Here is a 20305-nt window from a genome sequence, read left to right as displayed (position 1 = left end):
TCAGCGAGTGTTCCATTCGTGCACGGTCAGGTCGGAGGCCTGCATCGTCACCAGCGGATCGGTGGCGACGATGGCCTGTGCCTGCGCCAGGCTGTCCACGTTGCACAGCACATAGGCGCCACCGCTGCCATCGGCGAAGCCGCCGGTCAGCTGCAGCTTTCCCTGCGCCTGCAACGCATCGAGGAAGTCACGATGCGGCTGCACGGCGGCGGCATTGAAACCGGGCCGGCGCATGGCCAACACCAGGTAGACCGTGCCCGCCATCAGGACAGCGCCTGCCAGCGCGCGCGCAGTTCATCCAGGCGCAGGTCGGCTGCCGAACCCGGCGACACGCGAGCGGCCAGGCTGCCTTCCGGCGTGCGCCCCTGCCCTGCACTATCGGCACCGGCCGCAGCGGCCTTGTAGGCCTCGCGGAACGGCACACCAGCCACGGCCGCTTCCACGGCAACGTCGGTGGCATACATGCCCGAGTCGATCGCTGCGCGCAGCCTGTCGTCACGCCACTCCAGATTGGCCAGCAGCGCCGGCAGCAGCTCCAGCGCGGCCAGGCCACGGCCGAAGCCATGGAAGATGGCGCCCTTGGACGACTGCAGGTCGCGATGGTAGCCCGACGGCAGCGACAGCAGCTGCTCGATCTCGGTGCGCGCGGCGGCGACGCTGGCATGGGTGGCGCGCATCAGCTCGATCACATCCGGGTTGCGCTTGTTGGGCATGATCGAGCTGCCGGTGGTGTACTGCGCCGGCAGTGCGACGAAGCCGAACTCGGCGCTGGTGAACAGCGACAGGTCCCAGGCGATGCGGCGCAGGTCCAGGGTGGCGCCACCGAGGGCTTCCAGCGCGGCCAGCTCGAACTTGCCCCGCGACAGCTGCGCGTAGATCGGCGAGATCTGCATGCGCGCGAAACCGAGCGCAGCCGTGGTGTGTTCGCGGTCCAGCGGCAGATTGACGCCATAACCGGCGGCGGTGCCCAGCGGGTTGGCATCGATCAGTGCATGGGTGTCACGGGCGCGGATGGCATTGTCGATGAAGGCCTCGGACCAGCCCGCCCACCACATGCCGGCCGAGGACACCACGGCACGCTGGATGTGGGTATAGCCGGGTATCGGCAGGTCCTTCTCGGCCTGCGCACGGTCCAGCGCGACCTTGGCCACTTCGGCGCTGAGCTGCGCCACGCGCTGCAGCTTCTCTTTCAGCCACAGGCGGGTGGCCACCAGGATCTGGTCGTTGCGGCTGCGGCCGGTGTGGATCTTGCGGCCGGCGTCGCCGAGGCGTTCGGTCAACCGCGCTTCGATCGCCGAGTGGCCATCTTCGTACTGCGTATCCAGCACGAAGCGGCCTTCGCGGAAGTCCTGCGCCAGGATCTCCAGTTCGCGCAGCAGGCCTTCCAGCTCGTCGGCGCTGAGGATGCCGATGTGCTGCAGGCCTTGTGCATGCGCGGCGCTGGCGGCGATGTCGTGCAGGAAGAATTCGCGATCGAGGATCACGTCGTCGCCGGCGAGGAAGGTCTGGATCTGGGCGTCGACGGCGACGCCGGGCTTCTGCCAAAGAAGGTCTGCCATGGGGGCTCCGGAATACGTGTTCAGTGCGGGATCGACGTCAGTTCGTCGATGCCCAGCGCGAGGTTGAGGTTCTGCATGGCCTGGGTGGCCGCGCCCTTGAGCAGGTTGTCCAAGGTCGCCACCACCACGACCCGCTTGCCGCCCGGGGCCAGGGTGAAGCCACCGACCTGGGCACCGTGGCGACCGGCAATGCGGCTGACCCACGGCGCTTCATCCACCACTTCGATCAAGGGTTCGCCGGCATAGGCCTGCTGGAAGCGCTCGACGATCTGCTCGCGGGTCTGCACCCGGTTCAGCCACAGATTGGCGGTGAGCGTGATGCCACGGAAATGCGGCGCGACGTGCGGCATGAACTCGACCGCCACGCCCAGCTGCACGGACACTTCGCGCTCGTGCACGTGGTTGGTCAGCGCATACGGCATCAGGTTGTCGGCCAGCAGTTCAACGTTGTTCTTGTCCGACGGCGTGGTACCGGCACCGGAGTAGCCGGAGACACCGAAGCACTGCGGCGGACCGGCCAGCAGGTCCAGCAGCGGATGCACCGCCAGCTGCATTGCCGTGGCATAGCAGCCCGGGTTGCTGATGTGCTTCTGGCCGTTGTAGCGGCCGCGGGTCAGCTCCGGCAGGCCGTAGTACCAGCTGTTGTCGAAGCGGTAGTCGGCCGAGAGATCGACGATGACAGTGTCCGGCTTCGCGGTTTCAAGCGCGGCCACGAACGGCGCGGCCAGGCCATTGGGCAGGGCCAGGATCACCGCATCCACGCCCTTGGCGGCCACCGCGTCGGCGTCCAGGTTCTCGTACTGCAGGTCACCCTGGAATTCCGGATGGTGATCGGACAGGCGCTGCCCGGCGCGCTCGCGCGAGGAGACGAAAGCCAGTTTCAGCCGCGGATGGGCGGCCACCAGCTTGATCAGCTCGGCACCGGTATGGCCGCGGGCACCGACGATACCCAGGGTGAAAGTCGAATCGTTCATGCGTGACTGTCCAGGCGGTACTGCAGGTGGCGCTTCACGCCCTGCCATTCCGCATCGATGATGGAGAAGATGACGGTGTCGCGCGGCGTGCCGTCGGCATGCCGCTTGTGGTTGCGCAGCACGCCGTCCTGCTTGGCGCCGAGGCGGGCGATGGCGGTACGCGAAGTAAAGTTGAACCAGCTGGTTTCCAGCACCACGCTGATGCAGCCCATGGCCTCGAAGGCGTGCTGCAGCAGCAACAGCTTGGCTTCGGTGTTGGCGCCGGTGCGCTGCACACGCGGCGCATACCAGGTGTAGCCGAGACTGAGCTTGGGCACCCCGGCATCCATGTCGTAGAAGCGCGTGCTGCCGATGATCTCACCCGCCGCATCGCGGATCACGAAGGGCAGCACCTTGCCTTCAGCCTGCGCCTGCAGCGCGGCCTGCACATAGTGCTCGACCCGCTGCGGTGACGGCACCTGGGTGTACCAGAGCTGGTCCAGGCCGCTGCCTTCAAGCGCATCGCGCAGGCCCGGCACGTGCTCCATCTGCAGCGGCTGCAGGGTTACGTGCTGGCCGCGCAGGGTGGGAACCGTGTTCCAGGCATCGAGGTTGCTCATCGCTCAGCCCTGCAGGCTCGGGGTGCGCTGCGCGCAATGATCGACATAGGTCTTGATCCGGTCGATGCCATCGGCACCGAACCAGAACACCTTCCACTGATCCTGCTTGTAGCAGCCATCGGACTCGGCGTAGTAGAAGTGATTGATCGGGTTGCCGTGGCGCGAGCGCCAGAACAGCTGCGGGGTTTCCTCCAGCATCACGTTCCATACTGCGCGGCCCAGGCCCTCGCCCTGCGCGTCGTCGAGCACGGCGAACTTGTCCAGGTACACGCCCTCTGCCTCGTCGGTGAGGATCACCGCGGTGCGGTAGTTCTCGCTGACATAGGCACGCAACAGTTTGGTCTTCTCGAAGTAGTCCGGCACCAGGGTGCGGCCGAAACTGGATTCGATCAGGCCCTTCAGGCGCGGCAGGTCCAGTTCGTCCCAGGCGGTGGCGCGCAGTACTTTCTCGCCCTTGCGTACCAGCGTGCCCGAGCCCTTGTGGGTGAACAGTTCCTTGGCCAGGTCGGCCGGACGGGTGATCGACACCGACGATTCCAGCGGCAGGCGATCAAGCAGATCCTTGATCTGTTCGATCTTCACCTTCATGCCGCCGTGGATCCACGGCTGCGCGATCAGGTGGTCGTACTCGGTGGACAGGTTGATCGAATCGATCACGTTGCCCTGCTCGTCCAGCAGGCCGCCGGTGCCGGTCAGGAAGATGATCTTGTACGGCTGCAGTTCCTGCACCAGCTCGTTGGCGGCGAAGTCGGCGTTGACGTTGAGGATCTGGCCGCCGGCGGTCTCACCCAGGCTGGTGATGACCGGGATCGAACCGGCGCGCAGGCTGGCCTCGATTGGCGCCAGGTTGACCTTCTTCACCTCGCCGACCAGGCCGTAGGTGTCCACGTCCAGGTACTCGGCCTCGAACACACCACCGGTGATCGAGGTGGCGCGCGCGCCGTTCTGCTGCAGCGCCTCGACCAGGCGCAGGTTGGACTGCTGGAACACCCGGCGCACGATCGCCAGCGCTTCCGGCGAGGTCACGCGCAGGCCGTTCACGGTCTGCTTCTCGATGCCAGCGGCCGACAGCTCGGCATCCAGCTGCGGGCCGGCGCCGTGCAGCACGATCGGGGTCAGACCGACCTCCTGCAGGAACGACAGCGAGGAGGTCAGCGCGTCGAGGTCGTCGCGCAGCACCGCGCCGCCGACCTTGACCACGGCGAAGCGCTTGGCATCCAGCTGCGAAAAGCGCTTGAGGTACTGGCTGATCTCCTTCGCGCTGGCCATGCTGGAAAGCAGGCGCACGATGGTCTGGCGGGTCTGGCGGTGGGGCTGGAGGGCAGGAGACATTTCGGTTTCGTCGGAAAGGGAAGAATCAGGCGCCGGCGGCGATGATGCGGTGCACGGCGTCGGTGTAGCGCTGCAGCTGCTCCAGCGTCACGAACTCGTCGGCGGTGTGGGCCTGGGCGATGTCGCCCGGGCCGAACACCAGCGTGGTGTAGCCACCGGCCGAGAACAGCGAGGCCTCGGTCCAGAAGTCCACCGCGTTGCCGATCGGCAGGTCCAGCGCATCGGCCACGTCGCGCGCCAGCAGGCGGCGGTTCTCGGCTTCGGCGATGTCACCGGCCGGCAGGCTGGGGCCACGGAAGGTTTCGGTGAACAGTGCCGCCTGCGGCTCGGCGAAGCCGGCAAAGGTCGCCAGCAACGCATCGATATCCATCGACGGCAGCGGACGGAAACCGAAGCGCACTTCGGCAGCGGGCGCGATCATGTTGGCCTTGATGCCACCTTCGACGCGACCGATGTTGAAGCGCAGGCCGGTCAGCCCGCCGAAGCGCGCCGACGCCAGCGATTCCACGTGGTCCAGCGCGCGGTTGCCCCAGCGCATGGCCTGATGCAGCGCGCTGGCGGCTGCATCCTGCTTGCCCGAGGCATGCCCCGCGCGGCCAGCGAACTGCATCAGCACCGAGCTGATGCCACGGTGCGCCAGCACCGCCTCGCTCATGGTCGGCTCGGCCACCAGCACCGCTTCATACGGCAGGCCACGGGCCAGGAACGCAGCGATGCAGCGCGGATCGTTGGCTTCTTCATCGCTGGAGAACAGGAAGGCTGCGTCACCGTCGCTGGCATTGGCTGCGGCCACCAGTGCGGCGGCCGCGCCCTTGATGTCACACACGCCCAGACCGACCACGCGGTCGTCCAGGCGGCGCATCACGTGCGGGTCGGCACTCCAGTGCGGCGAATCCGGCACGGTATCCAGGTGTACGTTGAACAGGTACTTCGGCGTCCCGCGCACGGCGTACAGGCTGACCGCACCGGCGCCGTGGTCGATCACCTCGACGTTGAAGCCGGGCAGGTTCGCGCGCAGGTAATCGAAGATGCCACCGGTGGTGATCGCACGCGGCGGGTTGCGGGTGTCGAAGGACACCAGCGCCTGCAGGTGATCGAGCGTCTGTTCAAGCATGAATCAACAATCCTGTGGAATTCCGCCGGGCATGGCCCGGCGCTACCGGAATGCGTCTGGTGGAGAGCCCCCTTCTTGTTGAAGGGGGCGCGCCAACGGCGCAGGGTTGAGGTGGAATGCGTGGTCAACCGCTCAGCGGTTGACTTGCGCGTAAAGCGTCGAGCTCATGCCGAACAGCTTGATGAAGCCCTCGGCCTCTTCCACGCCCCAGTCGGCCGACTGCGCGTAGGTGGCACCCTTGGTGTTGAGCAGGTGCGGCGACTTCACCGCCACTGCATCGACGCGGCCACCACGGGTCTCCAGCACCACTTCACCGTTGACCTTGGCCTGCGAGGACTTCAGGAACGCTTCGATGTCGGTCTTCAGCGGGTCGTGGTAGAAGCCTTCGTACACCAGCTCCACCCACTTGCGCGCCACATCCGGCTTGAAGCGGTTCTGCTGCTTGGTCAGCACCGCATCTTCCAGCGCGCGGTGTGCGGCCAGCAGCGAAACCAGGCCCGGTGCCTCGAACACGATGCGGCCCTTCAGGCCGATCACGGTGTCGCCGGTGTACACGCCACGGCCGACGCCGTAGGGGGCGAACAGCTTATTGAGCTGGGCCAGGATCTGCTCGCCCGGCAGTACCTTGCCGTTGAGCTCGACGGCTTCGCCTTCGACAAACTTCAGGGTGACGGTCAGCGGTGCTTCCGGCCATTCGCTGCGCGGTGCGCACCAGCCACGGGCGCCCTCGCCCGGTGCTTCCCAGCGATCGATCTCGCCGCCGGACATGGTCAGGCCCAGCAGGTTCTCGTTGATGGTGTAGGCCTGCTGCTTGGCGCGCACGCCGAAGCCACGCTCTTCCAGGTACTTCTGCTCGTAGGCGCGGGTCTGGGTGTGTTCCTTCTGGATCTCGCGGATCGGCGCGATGATCTGGTAGTCACCCAGCGCCTTCACTGCCAGGTCGAAGCGCACCTGGTCGTTGCCCATGCCGGTGCAGCCGTGGGCGATGATGTTGGTGCCCAGTTCGGCAGCGCGCTTGAGCGCGGCATCGACGATCAGGTAGCGGTCCGACACCAGCAGCGGGTACTGGCCCTGGTAGCCTTCACCGGCCCACACGAACGGCTTGACGAAGCCTTCCCAGATGGCCGGGCCACCGTTGACGGTAACGTGGCTGGTCACGCCCAGCTCGGCGGCGCGCTTTTCGATGAAATCGCGCTCTTCATCATCCACGCCGCCGGTGTCGGCGAACACGGTGTGCACGTTGTAGCCACGCTCCTGCAGGTACGGCACGCAGAAGCTGGTATCCAGGCCGCCGGAGAAGGCGAGAACGACGTCTTTGTTGCTCATGGGGAGGGTATGTCCTGTTCGTGTGTGTCGTCGAGCCATGCTCGACTTCGTCTATGTAGAGTCGAGCCATGCTCGACTGATGCTTCTCAGCGCCCGGCAACGGCGGCCATGATCGCCTTCTGCACGTGCAGGCGGTTCTCGGCTTCGTTGATGGCGATGCACTGCGGCGAATCCATCACGCCGTCGGTGGCCTTCACGTTGCGGCGCAGCGGCAGGCAGTGGCTGAACACACCGTTGTTGGTCAGCGCCATCTTCCGCTCGTCCACGATGAAGTGCTTGAACTGGTCGCGGATCGGCTTTTCCGGCTCCCAGTTGCCGAAGAACGGCAGCGCGCCCCAGCTCTTGGCATAGACCACGTCGGCGCCGGCGTAGGCGCTGTCGATGTCATGGCTGATCTTCAGCGAACCGCCGCTCTCGGCCACGTTCTGCTCGGCCCAGCCCATGTAGCGGTCGTCGAGGATGTAGTCGGCGGTCGGGCACAGCAGGGTCACGTCCATGCCCATGCGGGTGGCGATGGTCAGCGCCGAGTTGGCCACGGCGGTGTTCAGCGGCTTGGGGTGGTAGGTCCAGGTCAGCACGTACTTCTTGCCACGCAGGTCCTGGGTGCCGAAGTGCTCCTGCAGGGCCATGATGTGGGCCAGCTCCTGGCACGGATGGGTGATGGTCTCCATGTTGATGACCGGCACCGGCGAGTACCTGGCGAAGCTGTTGAGGACGATGTCCTGGCGGTCGTAGGCCCAGTCGATGAACTTGGGGAACGCGCGCACGGCGATGATGTCGCAGTAACGGCCCAGCACCTTGGCCACTTCAGCGATGTGCTCTTCGGTATCGCCATCCATCACCGTGCCGAGGTTGAACTCGATCGGCCACGCATCCTTGCCCGGCTGCAGCACCACCGCGTGGGCGCCGAGCTGGAACGCGCCCAGTTCGAAGCTGGTGCGGGTGCGCATGGACGGGTTGAAGAACACCAGCGCGATCGACTTGCCCTTGAGCTGGTCGCCGAGCTTGTTGCGCTTGAACAGCGCGGCCTGGGTCAGCAGCGCGTCGAGATCGCTGCGGCTCCAGTCCTGGGTGTTCAGGAAGTGCTTGGGGGACATCATCTTTCCTTGCGTGGCGGCGCCGGGTTCGACGCGGTGGAAGGGAAAACAGGAAGCAAAGGTGGAACGAAAAGGTTGCAGTTGCAGCTTTCAGAACGCAGAAACGAAAAAACCCAGCCGGGCGGCTGGGTTTTTTTCGGACGAACAGCAAAAAGCTCCGGTTACCCAGCGAGAATGTGGGGTTCCGGTCGACGCGCACGCGAGGTCATGCCCGACGCCTGTCGGGCTGCGCTGCTGTCGTGCTGGAAGTCGGTGAGCTTCATGGTCAACCATCTTTGCATGCGGCCGGGGCCGACGCAAGGGGCCGGGGTCGCAGAATCAGGGATTGCCCGTGGCGCCCTGCTCGGGGCCGACCCAGGGGGTGATCGACACCCGGATCTTGAGCCGGTTGCCGGGGTCTTCCGGCAGCCGTGAGCGGTACTTGGTGCCCTTGTAGACGTAATCCACGTCGTAGGCGATGGGCCTGCGGAATTCACGCCCCACCGGCACGATACGGCAGTCACGGGTCAGCATCGGGCCATTGTTGGCCGGTGCCGGCGCCGGGGCGGGTGACTCGGCGGCGGTGTCCTCGGAGACCTCTTCATCGCTGCGCTTGAACATCGAGCGCACCGAGTCCCAGAAGCGGCTGATCCGGCCCTTGTCCTCAACCGGCTCCTCGCCGGTGACATTGACCGGCGCCAGGGTCCGGGTCGAGACCGGCTCGCAGTGTTCTTCGGTGCGGGTCGCGCGCAGGGTCTGGAACACGGGCTCGACGTTCAGCACCTGCGCGTAGTCGAACTTCACGTTCTCCACGATCACCACCCGGTTGCGGGGCTCGGCCTCCTGCGCCTGGGCCACGGCGGCCAGCGCCGACAGGCAGGCCAGGGTCAGCAACGCGGTGGATTTCATTGGCGAAGGGAGCAAGGACACGGCAATAGTGTAGGCAGTGGCGAGCGCAAGGGGCTGAACATTACCCGTCCACGCTGCTCCTGCCCACCCCACCTTGGATGGCCCCGGCGTCCACCGGTGGCAGGCGGTGCCCCCAAAGGGGGCCGACACGTTCTAAAATCACAGGCTTGTCCCCCAGCCACAGCCCCATGACCCTGCGCCTGCACAACAACCTGACTCGCCAGCTCGAACCGTTCATCCCGCTCGACCCGGCCTGTCCGACCCTGTATGTGTGCGGCCCCACGGTCTACAACTACGTGCACATCGGCAACGCCCGTGGCCCGGTGGTGTTCGGCGTGCTGGCCGACCTGCTGCGGCGCCGTTTCGGTGGCCTGCGCTACGCGCGCAACATCACCGACGTGGACGACAAGATCAACACCGCCGCGCGCGAGCAGGGGGTGCCGATCAGCACCATCACCGACAGGTTCGCTGCCGCCTACCGTGAAGACATGGCCGCCCTGGGCGTGGTGCCGCCGGACATCGAACCGGAAGTGACGGCGCACATGCCGCAGATCGTCACCATGATCGAGCAGCTGATCGCCAACGGCCATGCCTATGCCGCCGAGGGCCATGTGCTGTTCGCGGTGGCCAGCTTCGACGGCTACGGCAAGCTCTCGCGCCGCGACCCGGAAGAGATGCTGGCCGGCGCCCGTGTCGATGTCGCCCCCTACAAGCGCGATCCCGGCGATTTCGTGCTGTGGAAGCCGTCCAGCGACGACTTGCCCGGCTGGGAATCGCCGTGGGGCCGTGGCCGCCCGGGCTGGCACATCGAATGCTCGGCGATGGCCGCCGCCCATCTGGGCGAGACCATCGACATCCATGCCGGCGGCGTCGACCTGCAGTTCCCGCACCACGAGAACGAGATCGCGCAGAGCGAATGCGCCCACGGTGGCAGGATCTTCGCCCGTTTCTGGCTGCACAACGGCATGCTCAACTTCGGCGGCGCCAAGATGAGCAAGTCGCTGGGCAACATCGAGCGCGTGCACGACCTGGTGCGCCAGCATCCGCCGGAAGCCCTGCGCCTGGCGCTGCTGTCGGCCCACTACCGGCAGCCGCTGGACTGGTCCGATGGCCTGATCGAGCAGTCGGTGCGCACCTTGGATCGCCTGTACGGCACCCTGCGCGAACTGGCGTCGGTCGACGCGGTCGTGGCGATCCCGGCCACGGTCGAGGCGACCCTGGATGACGACCTGAACACCCCGCAGGCGCTGGCCGAAGTGGCCCGCATCGCTGCCGATGCACGCCGAGCCACCGACCCGGCCGAACAGGCGCGCCTGAAGGGCGAGCTGCTCGGTGCCGGCCTGGCCCTGGGCCTGCTGCAGGCCGATCCGGCGCAATGGTTCGGTACCGCTGCGGGCGATGACGGCGACGATGCCCGTATCCAGGGCCTGATCGACGAGCGTGCCGCTGCCAAGAAGGCCCGCGACTTCGCCCGTTCCGACACCATCCGCGACCAGCTGGCCGCCGAAGGCATCGTGCTGGAAGATACCCCGCAGGGCGTGCGCTGGTCGCGCAAGCGCGGCTGACCTGCCCTGCCCCGTGGCCGGTACGCCGGCCACGCCCCACCGTAGAGACTGTTGTGACCGACTCCCCGTTCCCGCTTGAACCCACCGCCGCCGAGGCACAGACCGCCATCGCCGAGGAATTCGGCTTCTTCGGCGACTGGTCCGAGCGCTACCAGTACCTGATCGACCTCGGCCGCAAGCTGCCGGCCTTCCCGGAAGAATGGAAGACCGAAGAGCATCGCCTGCTCGGCTGCCAGTCGATGGTCTGGATCGTGCCGGAAGGCAATGCGCAGTCGCTGCGCTTCCATGCCATCAGTGATTCGGCCATCGTCTCCGGCCTGATCTTCCTGGCGCTGCGCGTGTACTCCGGGCGCTCGGCGCAGGAGATCCTGGCCACCGAACCGAGCTATATCCAGGACATCGGCCTGGCCCGCCACCTGTCTCCGACCCGCAGCAATGGTGTGGCAGCGATGCTGGCCTTCATCCGCGAGACCGCGCAGGCCCAGCTGCAGCGCGATCCGTCGTGAGCGAGCCTGCCACAGCCGAGGACACCGCGCTGGGCCTGCTGTCCCGACCCGGCTTCGCCAAGCTGCTGGCCTACCGCATCTTCGCGATGCTGTCCTACCAGGTGGTGGCAGTCACCGTCGGCTGGCACATCTACGAAGTCACCCGCAATCCGTTCTCGCTGGGCCTGATCGGCCTGGCCGAGGTGCTGCCGTTCTTCTGCGTGGCGCCATTCGCCGGCTACCTGGTCGACCATCTGCCGCGGCGTCGGTTGGGCATGGCGGCCTGTTCCGGGCTGATCGCCACCGCGCTGGTACTGACCAGCGTGGCCAAGGGCTGGCTGCCGTTTGAAGGCGTGTGGCCCATCTATGCAGCCATCGCCCTGACCGGCATGGTCCGCGCCTTCCTGTCGCCGATCTACAACGCGCTGTTCGCCCGCGTGCTGGCCCGCGATCAGTTCGCGCGCGGCGCAGGCCTCGGCGCGGTGGTGTTCCAGGCCGGCATGGTGGCTGGTCCGGCACTGGGTGGCGTGCTGGTCGGCTTCGGCGGCAAGGGCCTCTCCTACGCGGTGGCTACGGCCTTTGCGCTGGTGGCGATGGCCTGCCTGGCTACATTGAAGGTGGAAGAACCGGTGCACACCGGTCCCGCCGCGCCGATCTTCAAGAGCATCGCCGAAGGCGCGCGCTTCGTGGTCGGCAACCGGATCATGGTCGGGGCGATGGCGCTGGACATGTTCTCGGTCCTGCTCGGCGGCGTGGTGGCGATGCTGCCGGCGTTCCTGCATGAAATCCTGCACCACGGCCCGGAAGGCCTGGGCATCCTGCGCGCGATGCCGGCGCTCGGTTCGGTGTGCGTGGGCCTGTGGCTGGCCCGCCACCCGCTGCACCGCAATGCCGGCCGCGTACTGCTGTTCGCGGTGGCCGGTTTCGGCCTGTGCGTGATCGGCTTCGGCCTGTCGCAGCACTTCTGGCTGTCGGCGCTGATCCTGCTGTTCTACGGGGCCTTCGATGGCGTCTCGGTGGTGATCCGCTCGACCATCCTGCAGTTGGCCACGCCGGAAGAGATGCGCGGACGGGTGTCTTCGATCAACGGCATCTTCATCAGTTCGTCCAACGAGCTGGGCGCGTTCTATGCCGGCACGATGGCCAAGCTGCTCGGCCTGGTGCCGGCCGTGGTGCTGGGTGGGTTCGCGGTGCTGAGCGTGGCCGGGATCACGGCCTGGAAGAACCCGACATTGCGGAAACTGAATCTTCGCGACCTGCAGTGACGCTGCGAACAGCGGATTCGGCGGCGCCGGGCGTTTGGCTGGGGCCGTTGCTCTCCCTCGATGATTGGGCTTGTCACTTTCTTTTCGCGAAAAGAAAGTAACCAAAGAAACGCTCCGCCATCCGCGAGCCGGTGCTGCGCGCCGGTGCCCTGTGCTCCTCGGTAAATCAGGGGACGGCGCCGAACTCGCTGCGCTCAAACAGCGGCGCCTCTTCGCCCCTGATTCCCCTGCGGTGCTCGGCTCGCTACAAGGCGGACTCAACAGCCGCGAGCACGCATGACCGCTCCTGTCGGCCTGAGCCGAGCGTGGGCTCGGCTCTACATCGGCCGCGCACGCAGGAAACCGTCGAGAGCCTGCGGGTGGGTCCGGGCGGGACCGTCCGCGGCATGGATGCCGCGGCCGAGCTTACAGGGATGTACTTGCAGCGTGTCCTGCCCGGACCCACCCGCAGGCTCCACCCGATACCCGGAAGGCGCTGCTCTACACAGCCAACTCGAACCCAACAAAAAACCCGGCCGAGGCCGGGTTTTTCGCATGACCATACAACGAGCAGGAATCAGTCGCCCTGCTGCTTCTGCAGGTGCTCCCAACGCTCCTGGGCGTCGATGGTGCGTTCGGCGGTCAGGCGCGCTTCCAGGCGCTCCAGGCCGATTTCTTCGCCGGTGTCGACGCAGTAACCGTAGTCGCCCGCTTCCAGGCGCTTCAGGGTGCTGTCGATCTTGCCGATCAGCTTGCGGTAGCGGTCGCGGGTACGCAGTTCCAGCGAGTTCTCGGTCTCGCGGGTCGCGCGCTCGGCTTCGTCGCCGATGTCACGCACTTCCTCACGAAGATTCTCGATGGTTTGCTTGGACTCTTCCACCAGGTCCGCGCGCCAGTTCTGGAGACGCTGACGGAAGTACTCCTGCTGCAGCGGGCTCATGTATTCCTCTTCCGAGGACGGCTTGTAGCCAGCCGGCAGGATCGGGCGGCCGGTGGCCTCGTCGGTCTTGTACTCGACCACCTTGTACTTGCTGCGCGGGGCCGGTGCAGCCGAGCGGGCGGCGACGGCCACGGCAACCTTGCCGACAGGGCGCGACACGGTCTTCGGGGCGGAATCGGATTTCACGGCGGTTTTGGCAGGCGATTTCGAAACGGGCACGGGATTCTTGGATTGCGGGGCCTTCGAAGCGGCAGAAGCGGCGGCCGGGGCCGGCTTGGAAGCCGGTTGGGCTGCTGCCACTGCCACGGTCTTGGCCGGGACAGGCTTGGCCGGAGCCGGCTTGACAGCAGGCTTCGGTGCGGACTTCACTACTGGGGCCGGGGCCGGCTTGACGGCCGGCGCGGCAACATTCTTGGCAACCTTCTTTACAGCGGCAGGCGTGGCAACCGGTTTAGCTGCAGCGACCTTCTTTGCCGCAGGCTTGGCGACCGGCTTGACCGCAGCCTTCTTCACCACCGCCTTCGGCGCCGGCTTGGCTGCTGCCTTCTTCGCCACCGGCTTGGCGGCGGCCTTCTTCACCGGCGCGGCCTTGCTGGCGGCCTTCTTCACCACCGGCGCCTTCTTGCTGGCAGCGGCAGGCTTGGCCTTGGCGGGCGCAGCAGCCTTCTTCGCCACCGGCTTGGTTGCCTTGACCGGCGTTTTCTTTGCGGTGGCCTTCCTGGCCGCCGGTTGCGAGGACGCTGCCTTGGTCGCCGGCTTGCTGGCCGGTTTCTTGGCAACGGGCTTTGCCGCCAACTTCTTCACAACAGGCTTGGCGGTTTTCTTGGCGGCCGTTGCGGCCTTCTTTGCAGTTTTTTTAGCAGCCACGAAACGCTCTTCCTTGGATTCCCCGGGGCCCGGGAAAGCGGGCCTTTATAGCCTACCCGACCCGCAGCAGCAACCTCGACCCCCTGCTCCATTCAGTCCTGGAGTCAAGGCGCCCTTGGAGGCAGTCCGACGAACACGGACCGCCTTGCGCGGTACGGAACCTGGCCAGCACCCGGAGGTGCTGGTACCGGTCGCAGGCCATCGGCGACATGCGACCAACGGCCCATCCTGCACAAATGCGGCCTTCATGCCAACTGGCATAAGATGACTGGGTGATCTCGCGCCTGCTCATTGCCCTGCTGCGCTTCTACAAGCGCTTCATCAGCCCCCTGCTGGGGCCGCGTTGCCGTTTCGTGCCGAGCTGTTCTGAATACGCGATGGACGCCATCTCCCGACACGGTCCGCTGCGCGGCAGCTGGCTGGCTGCGCGCCGGCTGGGCCGCTGCCATCCGTTCCATCCCGGCGGCTTCGACCCGGTGCCCGAATCTACCCACGCCCCCTCTTGCCGTTGCACAGGAAAACACTGACATGTCCTCCACCCTCATCACCAACGCCCGGATGGTCAACGAAGGCCGCACCTTCGACGGCGACCTGCGCATCGAGAACGGCCGCATCGCGCAGATCGGCAGTGGGCTGGCGCCGCGCGATGGCGAGCAGGTGGTGGACGCGGCCGGACGCTGGCTGCTGCCTGGCATGATCGATGACCAGGTGCACTTCCGCGAACCGGGCCTGACCCACAAGGGCGACATCGCCAGCGAATCGGCGGCGGCCGTGGCCGGCGGCCTGACCAGCTTCATGGACATGCCCAACACCAATCCGCCGACGCTGGATTCGACCATCCTGGAAGCCAAGTACGAACTGGCACGCGGCCGCGCCTGGGCCAACTACGGCTTCTACCACGGCGCCAGCAATGACAACCTCGAAGCGATCCGTGCGCTGGACCCGAAGAAGGCCCCGGGCGTGAAGGTGTTCATGGGCGCCTCCACCGGCAACATGCTGGTGGACAACCCGGAAACGCTGGATGCGATCTTCCGCGAATGCCCGACCCCGATCATCACGCACTGCGAAGACACGCCGATGATCGATGCCAACCTGAAGGCCTTCCAGGAAAAGTACGGCGACGAGCTGACCCCGGACATGCATCCGGATATCCGTTCGCGCGAGGCCTGCATCAAGTCGACCCGCCTGGCGATGTCGCTGGCGCGCAAGCACGGCACCCGCCTGCATGTACTGCACATCTCCACCGCCGACGAGCTGGCGCTGTTCGAAAAGGGTCCACTGATCCGCGCCGACGGCAGCCGCAAGCAGATCACTGCCGAAACCTGCGTGCACTTCCTGCACTTCGCGCGCCCCGACTATGCGACCAAGGGCAACCTGATCAAGTGCAACCCGGCGATCAAGGAAGTGTCCGACCGCGAAGCAATCACCGCTGCGCTGGCCGACGACGTGCTGGACGTGCTGGCCACCGACCACGCCCCGCACACCTGGGAAGAGAAGCAGAAGCCCTACGCGCAGGCGCCGTCGGGCCTGCCGCTGGTGCAGTACGCGCTGGTGGCCGCGCTGGAGCGCGTGCACGAAGGGAAGCTGACCCGCGAGCAGGTGGTGCAGAAATTCGCGCATGCGCCGGCACAGCTGTTCGACGTGGAAGAACGCGGCTTCCTGCGCGAAGGCTACTTCGCCGACCTGGTGCTGGTGGAAGACGTGCCATTCACCGTCAAGCGCGAGGACGTGCTGTCCAAGTGCGGCTGGTCGCCGTTCGAAGGCACCACCTTCCGTTCGCGCGTGGCCTCGACCTGGGTCAACGGCCAATTGGTGTGGGACGGCAGCAAACTGGTGGGTGAACCGGCCGGCCAGCGCATGACCTACGACCGCTGATGCGCAAGGTATTCCTGTTCGGGGCGCTGCTGCTGGCCGCGCCCCTGTTCACCGCACCGGCGGCGCAGGCGCAGGATGGCATCGGCAGCCTGATCGACAGTCGCGTGGTGTTTCCGGCCAGCGCGTCGCAGGGCGCGCTGGTGATCGGCAAGGTGCCCGCCGGCAGCCGCGCGCAGTACGCCGGCCGCCAGCTGCGGGTGAGCGGCTATGGCAGTGTGGTGTTCGGCATCGGTCGCGACGAGAAGGGCCCGTTGCGCGTGCAGGTACAGCGCCCCGATGGTGGCAGCGAGACGGCGACCATTGCGGTGACGCCGCGCGACTGGCCCATCGAGCGGGTCAACGGCGTGCCGCCGAAAACGGTGAACCCGCCGCCGGCGATTGCCGGGCGGATCAAGCGCGAACAGGCGCAGGTGACCGCGGCACGTGCCCGCGATGACGACCGCACTGATTTCACCCAGACCTTCATCTGGCCGGTGCAGGGCCGCATCAGTGGCCGCTTCGGCAATGCGCGTGTCTACAACGGTCAACCTGGTGCCGGTCATTCCGGCATGGACATCGCGGTGCCGACCGGCACCCCGGTGAAGGCACCGGCCGCCGGCATCGTCACCTTCGCCGGCCCGGACCTGTACCTGACCGGTGGCACGCTGCTGCTCGACCACGGCTTCGGGGTCAGCTCCAACTTCCTGCACCTGTCGCGCATCGACGTGAAGGTCGGCGACCGGGTGGAACAGGGCCAGGTGATCGCCGCGGTCGGCGCCACCGGTCGCGCCACCGGCCCGCACCTGCACTGGGGCATGAACTGGTTCGATACCCGCATCGACCCGTTGCTGGTGCTGGAACGTAAATAACGCGTGCAACGCGCTGTGGTAGGTGCCGACCTTGGTCGGCACAACCTCATGGAGCGTGCGGACCAAGGTCCGCACCCACCAGAATCGATCAACCGCGGGCAGCCCACCACACGCGCAGCAGGGTGCGCACCGGGGTGGCTTCGATCGGCTTGCCTGCGGCCTGCGCCGCCACGCGTGCGCGCGCCAGGCTGGACCACACACGGCGCGGGCGCGGGCCGGGCACGCGACTTCCCCACCCCTTCAGCAGGTACTGCGCCCAGCGCTGCGCAGCCGTGCTGGAATCCTCATCCAGCAGGCTGCGCGGTACACCGGCCACGCCGGCATCCTGCAGGCGCTGGGCAAGGGTCTGCAGCTGCACCGCACGACCAGCGCCGGTGCGCGGCTTGTCGTTGAACAGCGCCGCTTCCACCGCGGCAACCGCGTCGGCGTAATTGGCCAGCGCACGCTCGGCACCGGCCGCATCCAGCGCGACCGTGCGCGCTTCAACCAGATCGGGCAGCGCTTCGGCCAGCTGCGCCCACGGCGCACGCACCGGTTCCAGCAAGCGACCCAACGGGTGGCGCGACCGGTGCGCAGCCCAGCTGCGCAACTCCTCGCCCCACCACGCCAGCTTGGCGTCGGCCGGCAACGGATCGCCGCCGGTATTGAGCATGTCGTCGAACTCCTGCAGCAGCGCAAACCACGCCACTGCAAGCTCGCGTTGCGATTCGGCCACGAACGGGGCGGCCACCGACCATTCCGGCCAACGGCTGCGCCACTTGTCGAGGAAACTGTCCAGCGCGGTACTGCTCACTACGTCATTCCTTACGGCTGGGCCGGGGCTGCCGGCCGGGTCGGCCAGAGACTGGCCAGTTGCAGAAGGCCGGCGTTCTCGACCAGCACGTCGGCCTGCCAGGCCAGCGGGTCGTCGCTGTGCAGGCGATAGCCCCACAGTGCCGCCACCGACGGCATGGCCGCGGCACGCGCGGCGATGATGTCGCGCTCGTCGTCGCCCACGTACACGCAGTCTTCGGCGGCAACGGCGATTGCCTGCGCCGCGTGCAGCAGCGGCAGCGGATGCGGCTTGCGCTCGGCCAGGCTGTCACCACCCACCAGCACCGCACAGCGCTGCTGCCAGCCGTGCTGCGGCAGGATCAGGCGCGCCAGGTACTCGGGCTTGTTGGTGACGATGCCCCACACCGTACCGGCGGCATCCAGTGCAGCAAGCATGCCGGCCACGCCATCGAACAGCACCGCGTGCTGGCCGATCAATGCTTCATAGCGCTGCAGGAATTCCGAAATCAATGCGTCGCGCGCAGCGGCATCCAGGTCCGGGAATGCCGCACCGACCATCGCGCGCGAGCCCTTGGATACCACCGGGCGCAACAACGCCGGATCGATCGGTGCACGGCCACGTTCGGCCAGCATCGCATCGCAGGTGGCAACGAAGTCCGGCGCGCTGTCCAGCAGGGTGCCGTCCAGATCGAACAGCACCGCGCGCGGGAAGCGGGCAGAGGTCATGCCGGCTTGACCGCGTAGGCCAGGTAGTTGATGTCGGTGTGGCTGCTCAGGCGGGCGTGGTTGCGCCACGGCTCGTAGGCCATGCCACTGACATCGACCAGCTGCAGGTCGGCTTCGCGCAGCCAGCGTGCCAGCTCGGCCGGCTTGATGAATTCCTGGTAGTGATGCGTGCCCTTGGGCAGCAATCGCGCCACGTACTCGGCACCGACAATCGCCACCGCGAATGCGGCAGCGGTGCGGTTGATGGTCGACAGGAACAGGTGGCCGCCCGGCTTCAGCAGGCGCTTGCAGGCCTCGATGATCGCGCCCGGATCCGGCACGTGCTCGAGCATTTCCATGCAGGTGACCACATCGAAACTGCCCGGCTGCTCGGCAGCCAGGTCCTCGGCGGCCTGGACGCGATAATCCACCTTGGCACCGCTTTCCAGCGCGTGCAGGCGCGCGACCTTGACCAGTTCCGGGGCCAGGTCGATGGCGGTGACGTCGGCACCGGACTGCGCCAGCGCCTCGCTCAGCAGGCCGCCACCACAGCCGATGTCCAGCACGCGCGCACCGCGCAGCGGCACGCGGTCGGCCACGTACTTCAGCCGCACCGGGTTCAGCGCATGCAGCGGCTTCTGCGGGCCATCAGCGTCCCACCAGCGGTTGGCCAGCGCGGCGAACTTGTCCAGCTCGGCCTGATCGAAATTGGAGGATGCGTGGGGGGCAGTCATGAGGGTGTCCTTGCGGCGCCAGGGTTCAGGCGCGGATATGGCGGATGCGCTCGCGCCACTGGCGCGCGTTGGCGATGATGCCCGGCAGGTCCATGCCGACCAGCTCGCGCTGCACCAGCTTCGGCTTGCCGGCAATCCAGACATCGCTGACCTGCTGGCGGCCGGTGGCGTACACCAGCTGCGACAGCACATTGTGCAGCGGCTGGGTTTCCAGCGCCGAGAGGTCAACACAGACCAGGTCGGCCTGCTTGCCCACTTCGATCGAGCCGATGCGCTCGCCGAAGCCCAGCGCGCGGGCGCCGCCCAGCGTGGAGGCGCGCAGCGTGGTGGCTGCATCCAGCGCGGTGGCGTCGTCGGCCACGGCCTTGGCCAGGATCGCCGCCGTGCGGTTCTCGCTGAACATGTCCAGGTCGTTGTTGCTGGCGCAGCCGTCGGTGCCGATCGCCAGGTTCACGCCGGCGCGTTGCAGGGCGCAGGCCGGGCAGAAACCGGAGGCCAGCTTCAGGTTCGATTCCGGGCAGTGCACCACGCTGACGCCACGTTCGGCGCACAGGTGGATTTCCGCGTCGGTCAGCTGGGTCATGTGCACCGCGATCAGGCGGTCGTTGACCAGGCCGAGGCGATCCAGCCGCGCCAGCGGGCGCTGGCCGTGCAGCTTGATCGAATCGGTGATTTCCTGCGCGGTCTCGTGGGTGTGCAGGTGCACCTGCATGTCGAGCTGGTCGGACAGCATCCGCACCCGCTCGAAGTTGGCATCGTTGACGGTGTACGGCGCATGCGGCGCGAACGCGGTGCCGATCAGCGGATCGGTGCGCCACTGGTCATGCAGTTCACCGGCCTTGGCGAAGTACTCGTCGTCGGTCTTGGCCCAGGCGGTGGGGAAATCGATGATGACCGCGCCAACCAGCGCGCGGAAACCGTGCTTCTTGTAGACCGCGGCCTGCACGTCGCCGAAGAAGTAGTTCTCGTTGGCGCAGGTGGTGCCACCGCGCAGCATCTCGGCGATGGCCAGGGTGGTGCCGTCGGCAACGAATTCGGGGCCGATTACCGCGGCTTCCACCGGCCAGATGTGCTGCTGCAGCCAGGTCATCAGCGGCAGGTCGTCGGCGACGCCGCGCAGCAGGGTCATCGGGTTGTGCGTGTGCGCGTTGACCAGGCCCGGCATCAGTGCGGCCTCGGGGCGGCTGACCACCTGGGCGGCGCGGAAACGCGCGCGCGCCTCGGCACGCGGCAGGATCGCGATGATCTCGCTGCCACGCACGGCCACGGCGTGGTCTTCCAGCACCACCGCATGCGGCTCGATCGGAACGACGTAACCGGCTTCGATGAGCAGGTCGCAGGCTTCGGGGAGGTGCGGGCTATCGCTCATGCGGGCTCAC

At 67.0% G+C, this 20305-nt stretch carries 20 protein-coding genes; 6 read left to right on the top strand and 14 right to left on the bottom strand.

Going from position 1 to position 20305, the window contains the following annotated elements; all coding sequences use genetic code 11:
* The 9 genes from AC5P8D_RS00855 to AC5P8D_RS00815 all read right to left on the bottom strand — a co-directional run bounded on the left by AC5P8D_RS00855 (nucleotide 1) and on the right by AC5P8D_RS00815 (nucleotide 8889).
* On the bottom strand, nucleotides 1-264 hold the full coding sequence (locus AC5P8D_RS00855; protein WP_010486652.1) for a YciI family protein: 264 nt from the start codon (nucleotides 262-264) through the stop codon (nucleotides 1-3).
* The gene (gene argH, locus AC5P8D_RS00850) at nucleotides 264-1559 is read right to left on the bottom strand and encodes an argininosuccinate lyase (RefSeq protein ID WP_019336646.1); all 1296 of its coding nucleotides are present in this window, start codon (nucleotides 1557-1559) and stop codon (nucleotides 264-266) included. The genes AC5P8D_RS00855 and argH overlap by 1 nt, the downstream gene beginning before the upstream one ends.
* A 20-nt stretch (nucleotides 1560-1579) precedes the next feature.
* Nucleotides 1580-2533 (bottom strand): N-acetyl-gamma-glutamyl-phosphate reductase, encoded by a 954-nt coding sequence (argC, locus tag AC5P8D_RS00845; protein ID WP_043400943.1) that lies wholly within the window; start codon nucleotides 2531-2533, stop codon nucleotides 1580-1582.
* Nucleotides 2530-3132: a GNAT family N-acetyltransferase gene (locus AC5P8D_RS00840; protein ID WP_010486646.1), complete on the bottom strand. Its 603-nt coding sequence runs from the start codon at nucleotides 3130-3132 to the stop codon at nucleotides 2530-2532. Before AC5P8D_RS00840 ends, argC begins: the two co-directional genes overlap by 4 nt.
* 3 nt (nucleotides 3133-3135) lie before the next feature.
* A complete protein-coding gene (locus AC5P8D_RS00835) occupies nucleotides 3136-4464 on the bottom strand; it encodes an acetylglutamate kinase (protein ID WP_010486643.1) in 1329 nt (442 codons plus the stop codon).
* A gap of 25 nt (nucleotides 4465-4489) precedes the next feature.
* Entirely contained in the window at nucleotides 4490-5578 is a 1089-nt protein-coding gene (locus tag AC5P8D_RS00830) for an acetylornithine deacetylase (protein ID WP_010486641.1), read from the bottom strand.
* A gap of 132 nt (nucleotides 5579-5710) precedes the next feature.
* Complete coding sequence (locus AC5P8D_RS00825) at nucleotides 5711-6904, bottom strand: argininosuccinate synthase (RefSeq protein ID WP_495202996.1); 1194 nt, start codon at nucleotides 6902-6904, stop codon at nucleotides 5711-5713.
* 86 nt (nucleotides 6905-6990) lie between these two features.
* Nucleotides 6991-8001 (bottom strand): N-acetylornithine carbamoyltransferase, encoded by a 1011-nt coding sequence (locus AC5P8D_RS00820; protein ID WP_100473398.1) that lies wholly within the window; start codon nucleotides 7999-8001, stop codon nucleotides 6991-6993.
* A gap of 318 nt (nucleotides 8002-8319) precedes the next feature.
* Entirely contained in the window at nucleotides 8320-8889 is a 570-nt protein-coding gene (locus tag AC5P8D_RS00815) for a glycine zipper 2TM domain-containing protein (protein WP_043400934.1), read from the bottom strand.
* Nucleotides 8890-9077: 188 nt separating this feature from the next.
* Between AC5P8D_RS00815 and cysS the strand changes: the two genes are divergently transcribed.
* From cysS to AC5P8D_RS00800, 3 genes are read left to right on the top strand one after another with little or no spacing between them, the layout of a single operon-like run.
* Complete coding sequence (gene cysS / locus AC5P8D_RS00810; RefSeq protein WP_329840930.1) at nucleotides 9078-10454, top strand: cysteine--tRNA ligase; 1377 nt, start codon at nucleotides 9078-9080, stop codon at nucleotides 10452-10454.
* Nucleotides 10455-10507: 53 nt separating this feature from the next.
* Nucleotides 10508-10960: a SufE family protein gene (locus AC5P8D_RS00805; protein ID WP_010486631.1), complete on the top strand. Its 453-nt coding sequence runs from the start codon at nucleotides 10508-10510 to the stop codon at nucleotides 10958-10960.
* Entirely contained in the window at nucleotides 10957-12204 is a 1248-nt protein-coding gene (locus AC5P8D_RS00800) for an MFS transporter (RefSeq protein ID WP_049482302.1), read from the top strand. Before AC5P8D_RS00805 ends, AC5P8D_RS00800 begins: the two co-directional genes overlap by 4 nt.
* A gap of 556 nt (nucleotides 12205-12760) precedes the next feature.
* Here AC5P8D_RS00800 and dksA read toward each other — a convergent pair.
* The gene (gene dksA / locus AC5P8D_RS00795) at nucleotides 12761-13990 is read right to left on the bottom strand and encodes an RNA polymerase-binding protein DksA (protein ID WP_329840929.1); all 1230 of its coding nucleotides are present in this window, start codon (nucleotides 13988-13990) and stop codon (nucleotides 12761-12763) included.
* Between the two features lie 272 nt (nucleotides 13991-14262).
* Between dksA and yidD the strand changes: the two genes are divergently transcribed.
* Genes yidD through AC5P8D_RS00780 form a run of 3 tightly spaced genes read left to right on the top strand, consistent with a single transcriptional unit; the run spans nucleotide 14263 to nucleotide 16713 of the window.
* Nucleotides 14263-14517, top strand: coding sequence for a membrane protein insertion efficiency factor YidD (gene yidD / locus AC5P8D_RS00790; protein WP_005417723.1), 255 nt, complete (start codon nucleotides 14263-14265; stop codon nucleotides 14515-14517).
* 1 nt (nucleotide 14518) lies between these two features.
* Nucleotides 14519-15865, top strand: coding sequence for a dihydroorotase (locus tag AC5P8D_RS00785; protein WP_495202995.1), 1347 nt, complete (start codon nucleotides 14519-14521; stop codon nucleotides 15863-15865).
* Nucleotides 15865-16713: a M23 family metallopeptidase gene (locus tag AC5P8D_RS00780; RefSeq protein WP_495202994.1), complete on the top strand. Its 849-nt coding sequence runs from the start codon at nucleotides 15865-15867 to the stop codon at nucleotides 16711-16713. Before AC5P8D_RS00785 ends, AC5P8D_RS00780 begins: the two co-directional genes overlap by 1 nt.
* 88 nt (nucleotides 16714-16801) lie before the next feature.
* Here the strand turns inward: AC5P8D_RS00780 and AC5P8D_RS00775 are convergent, their stop codons facing one another.
* The 4 genes from AC5P8D_RS00775 to AC5P8D_RS00760 are packed head-to-tail and all read right to left on the bottom strand — an operon-like array spanning nucleotide 16802 to nucleotide 20295.
* On the bottom strand, nucleotides 16802-17506 hold the full coding sequence (locus AC5P8D_RS00775; RefSeq protein WP_053443313.1) for a squalene/phytoene synthase family protein: 705 nt from the start codon (nucleotides 17504-17506) through the stop codon (nucleotides 16802-16804).
* An 11-nt stretch (nucleotides 17507-17517) separates the two neighbouring features.
* Nucleotides 17518-18213: a phosphoglycolate phosphatase gene (locus AC5P8D_RS00770; protein WP_495202993.1), complete on the bottom strand. Its 696-nt coding sequence runs from the start codon at nucleotides 18211-18213 to the stop codon at nucleotides 17518-17520.
* The gene (gene ubiG / locus AC5P8D_RS00765) at nucleotides 18210-18926 is read right to left on the bottom strand and encodes a bifunctional 2-polyprenyl-6-hydroxyphenol methylase/3-demethylubiquinol 3-O-methyltransferase UbiG (RefSeq protein WP_010486615.1); all 717 of its coding nucleotides are present in this window, start codon (nucleotides 18924-18926) and stop codon (nucleotides 18210-18212) included. Before ubiG ends, AC5P8D_RS00770 begins: the two co-directional genes overlap by 4 nt.
* 25 nt (nucleotides 18927-18951) lie before the next feature.
* On the bottom strand, nucleotides 18952-20295 hold the full coding sequence (locus AC5P8D_RS00760) for a TRZ/ATZ family hydrolase (RefSeq protein WP_019336839.1): 1344 nt from the start codon (nucleotides 20293-20295) through the stop codon (nucleotides 18952-18954).
* Nucleotides 20296-20305 lie beyond the last annotated feature (10 nt).

The organism is Stenotrophomonas sp. YJH_SMC_101-4 (assembly GCF_059370395.1).
Note: the sequence above shows the minus strand (reverse complement) of the source record. Positions and strands in the feature narration are given on the sequence as shown.

Bases quoted from the DNA above. Each gene is read 5' to 3' on its own strand.
- AC5P8D_RS00785 (WP_495202995.1), top strand. From the start codon at position 14,519: ATGTCCTCCACCCTCATCACCAACGCCCGGATGGTCAACGAAGGCCGC.
- AC5P8D_RS00825 (WP_495202996.1), bottom strand. From the start codon at position 6,904: ATGAGCAACAAAGACGTCGTTCTCGCCTTCTCCGGCGGCCTGGATACC.
- argC (WP_043400943.1), bottom strand. From the start codon at position 2,533: ATGAACGATTCGACTTTCACCCTGGGTATCGTCGGTGCCCGCGGCCAT.
- ubiG (WP_010486615.1), bottom strand. From the start codon at position 18,926: ATGACTGCCCCCCACGCATCCTCCAATTTCGATCAGGCCGAGCTGGAC.
- AC5P8D_RS00840 (WP_010486646.1), bottom strand. From the start codon at position 3,132: ATGAGCAACCTCGATGCCTGGAACACGGTTCCCACCCTGCGCGGCCAG.
- AC5P8D_RS00815 (WP_043400934.1), bottom strand. From the start codon at position 8,889: ATGAAATCCACCGCGTTGCTGACCCTGGCCTGCCTGTCGGCGCTGGCC.
- AC5P8D_RS00835 (WP_010486643.1), bottom strand. From the start codon at position 4,464: ATGTCTCCTGCCCTCCAGCCCCACCGCCAGACCCGCCAGACCATCGTG.
- AC5P8D_RS00770 (WP_495202993.1), bottom strand. From the start codon at position 18,213: ATGACCTCTGCCCGCTTCCCGCGCGCGGTGCTGTTCGATCTGGACGGC.
- AC5P8D_RS00830 (WP_010486641.1), bottom strand. From the start codon at position 5,578: ATGCTTGAACAGACGCTCGATCACCTGCAGGCGCTGGTGTCCTTCGAC.
- AC5P8D_RS00855 (WP_010486652.1), bottom strand. From the start codon at position 264: ATGGCGGGCACGGTCTACCTGGTGTTGGCCATGCGCCGGCCCGGTTTC.
- argH (WP_019336646.1), bottom strand. From the start codon at position 1,559: ATGGCAGACCTTCTTTGGCAGAAGCCCGGCGTCGCCGTCGACGCCCAG.
- AC5P8D_RS00780 (WP_495202994.1), top strand. From the start codon at position 15,865: ATGCGCAAGGTATTCCTGTTCGGGGCGCTGCTGCTGGCCGCGCCCCTG.
- AC5P8D_RS00760 (WP_019336839.1), bottom strand. From the start codon at position 20,295: ATGAGCGATAGCCCGCACCTCCCCGAAGCCTGCGACCTGCTCATCGAA.
- cysS (WP_329840930.1), top strand. From the start codon at position 9,078: ATGACCCTGCGCCTGCACAACAACCTGACTCGCCAGCTCGAACCGTTC.
- AC5P8D_RS00820 (WP_100473398.1), bottom strand. From the start codon at position 8,001: ATGTCCCCCAAGCACTTCCTGAACACCCAGGACTGGAGCCGCAGCGAT.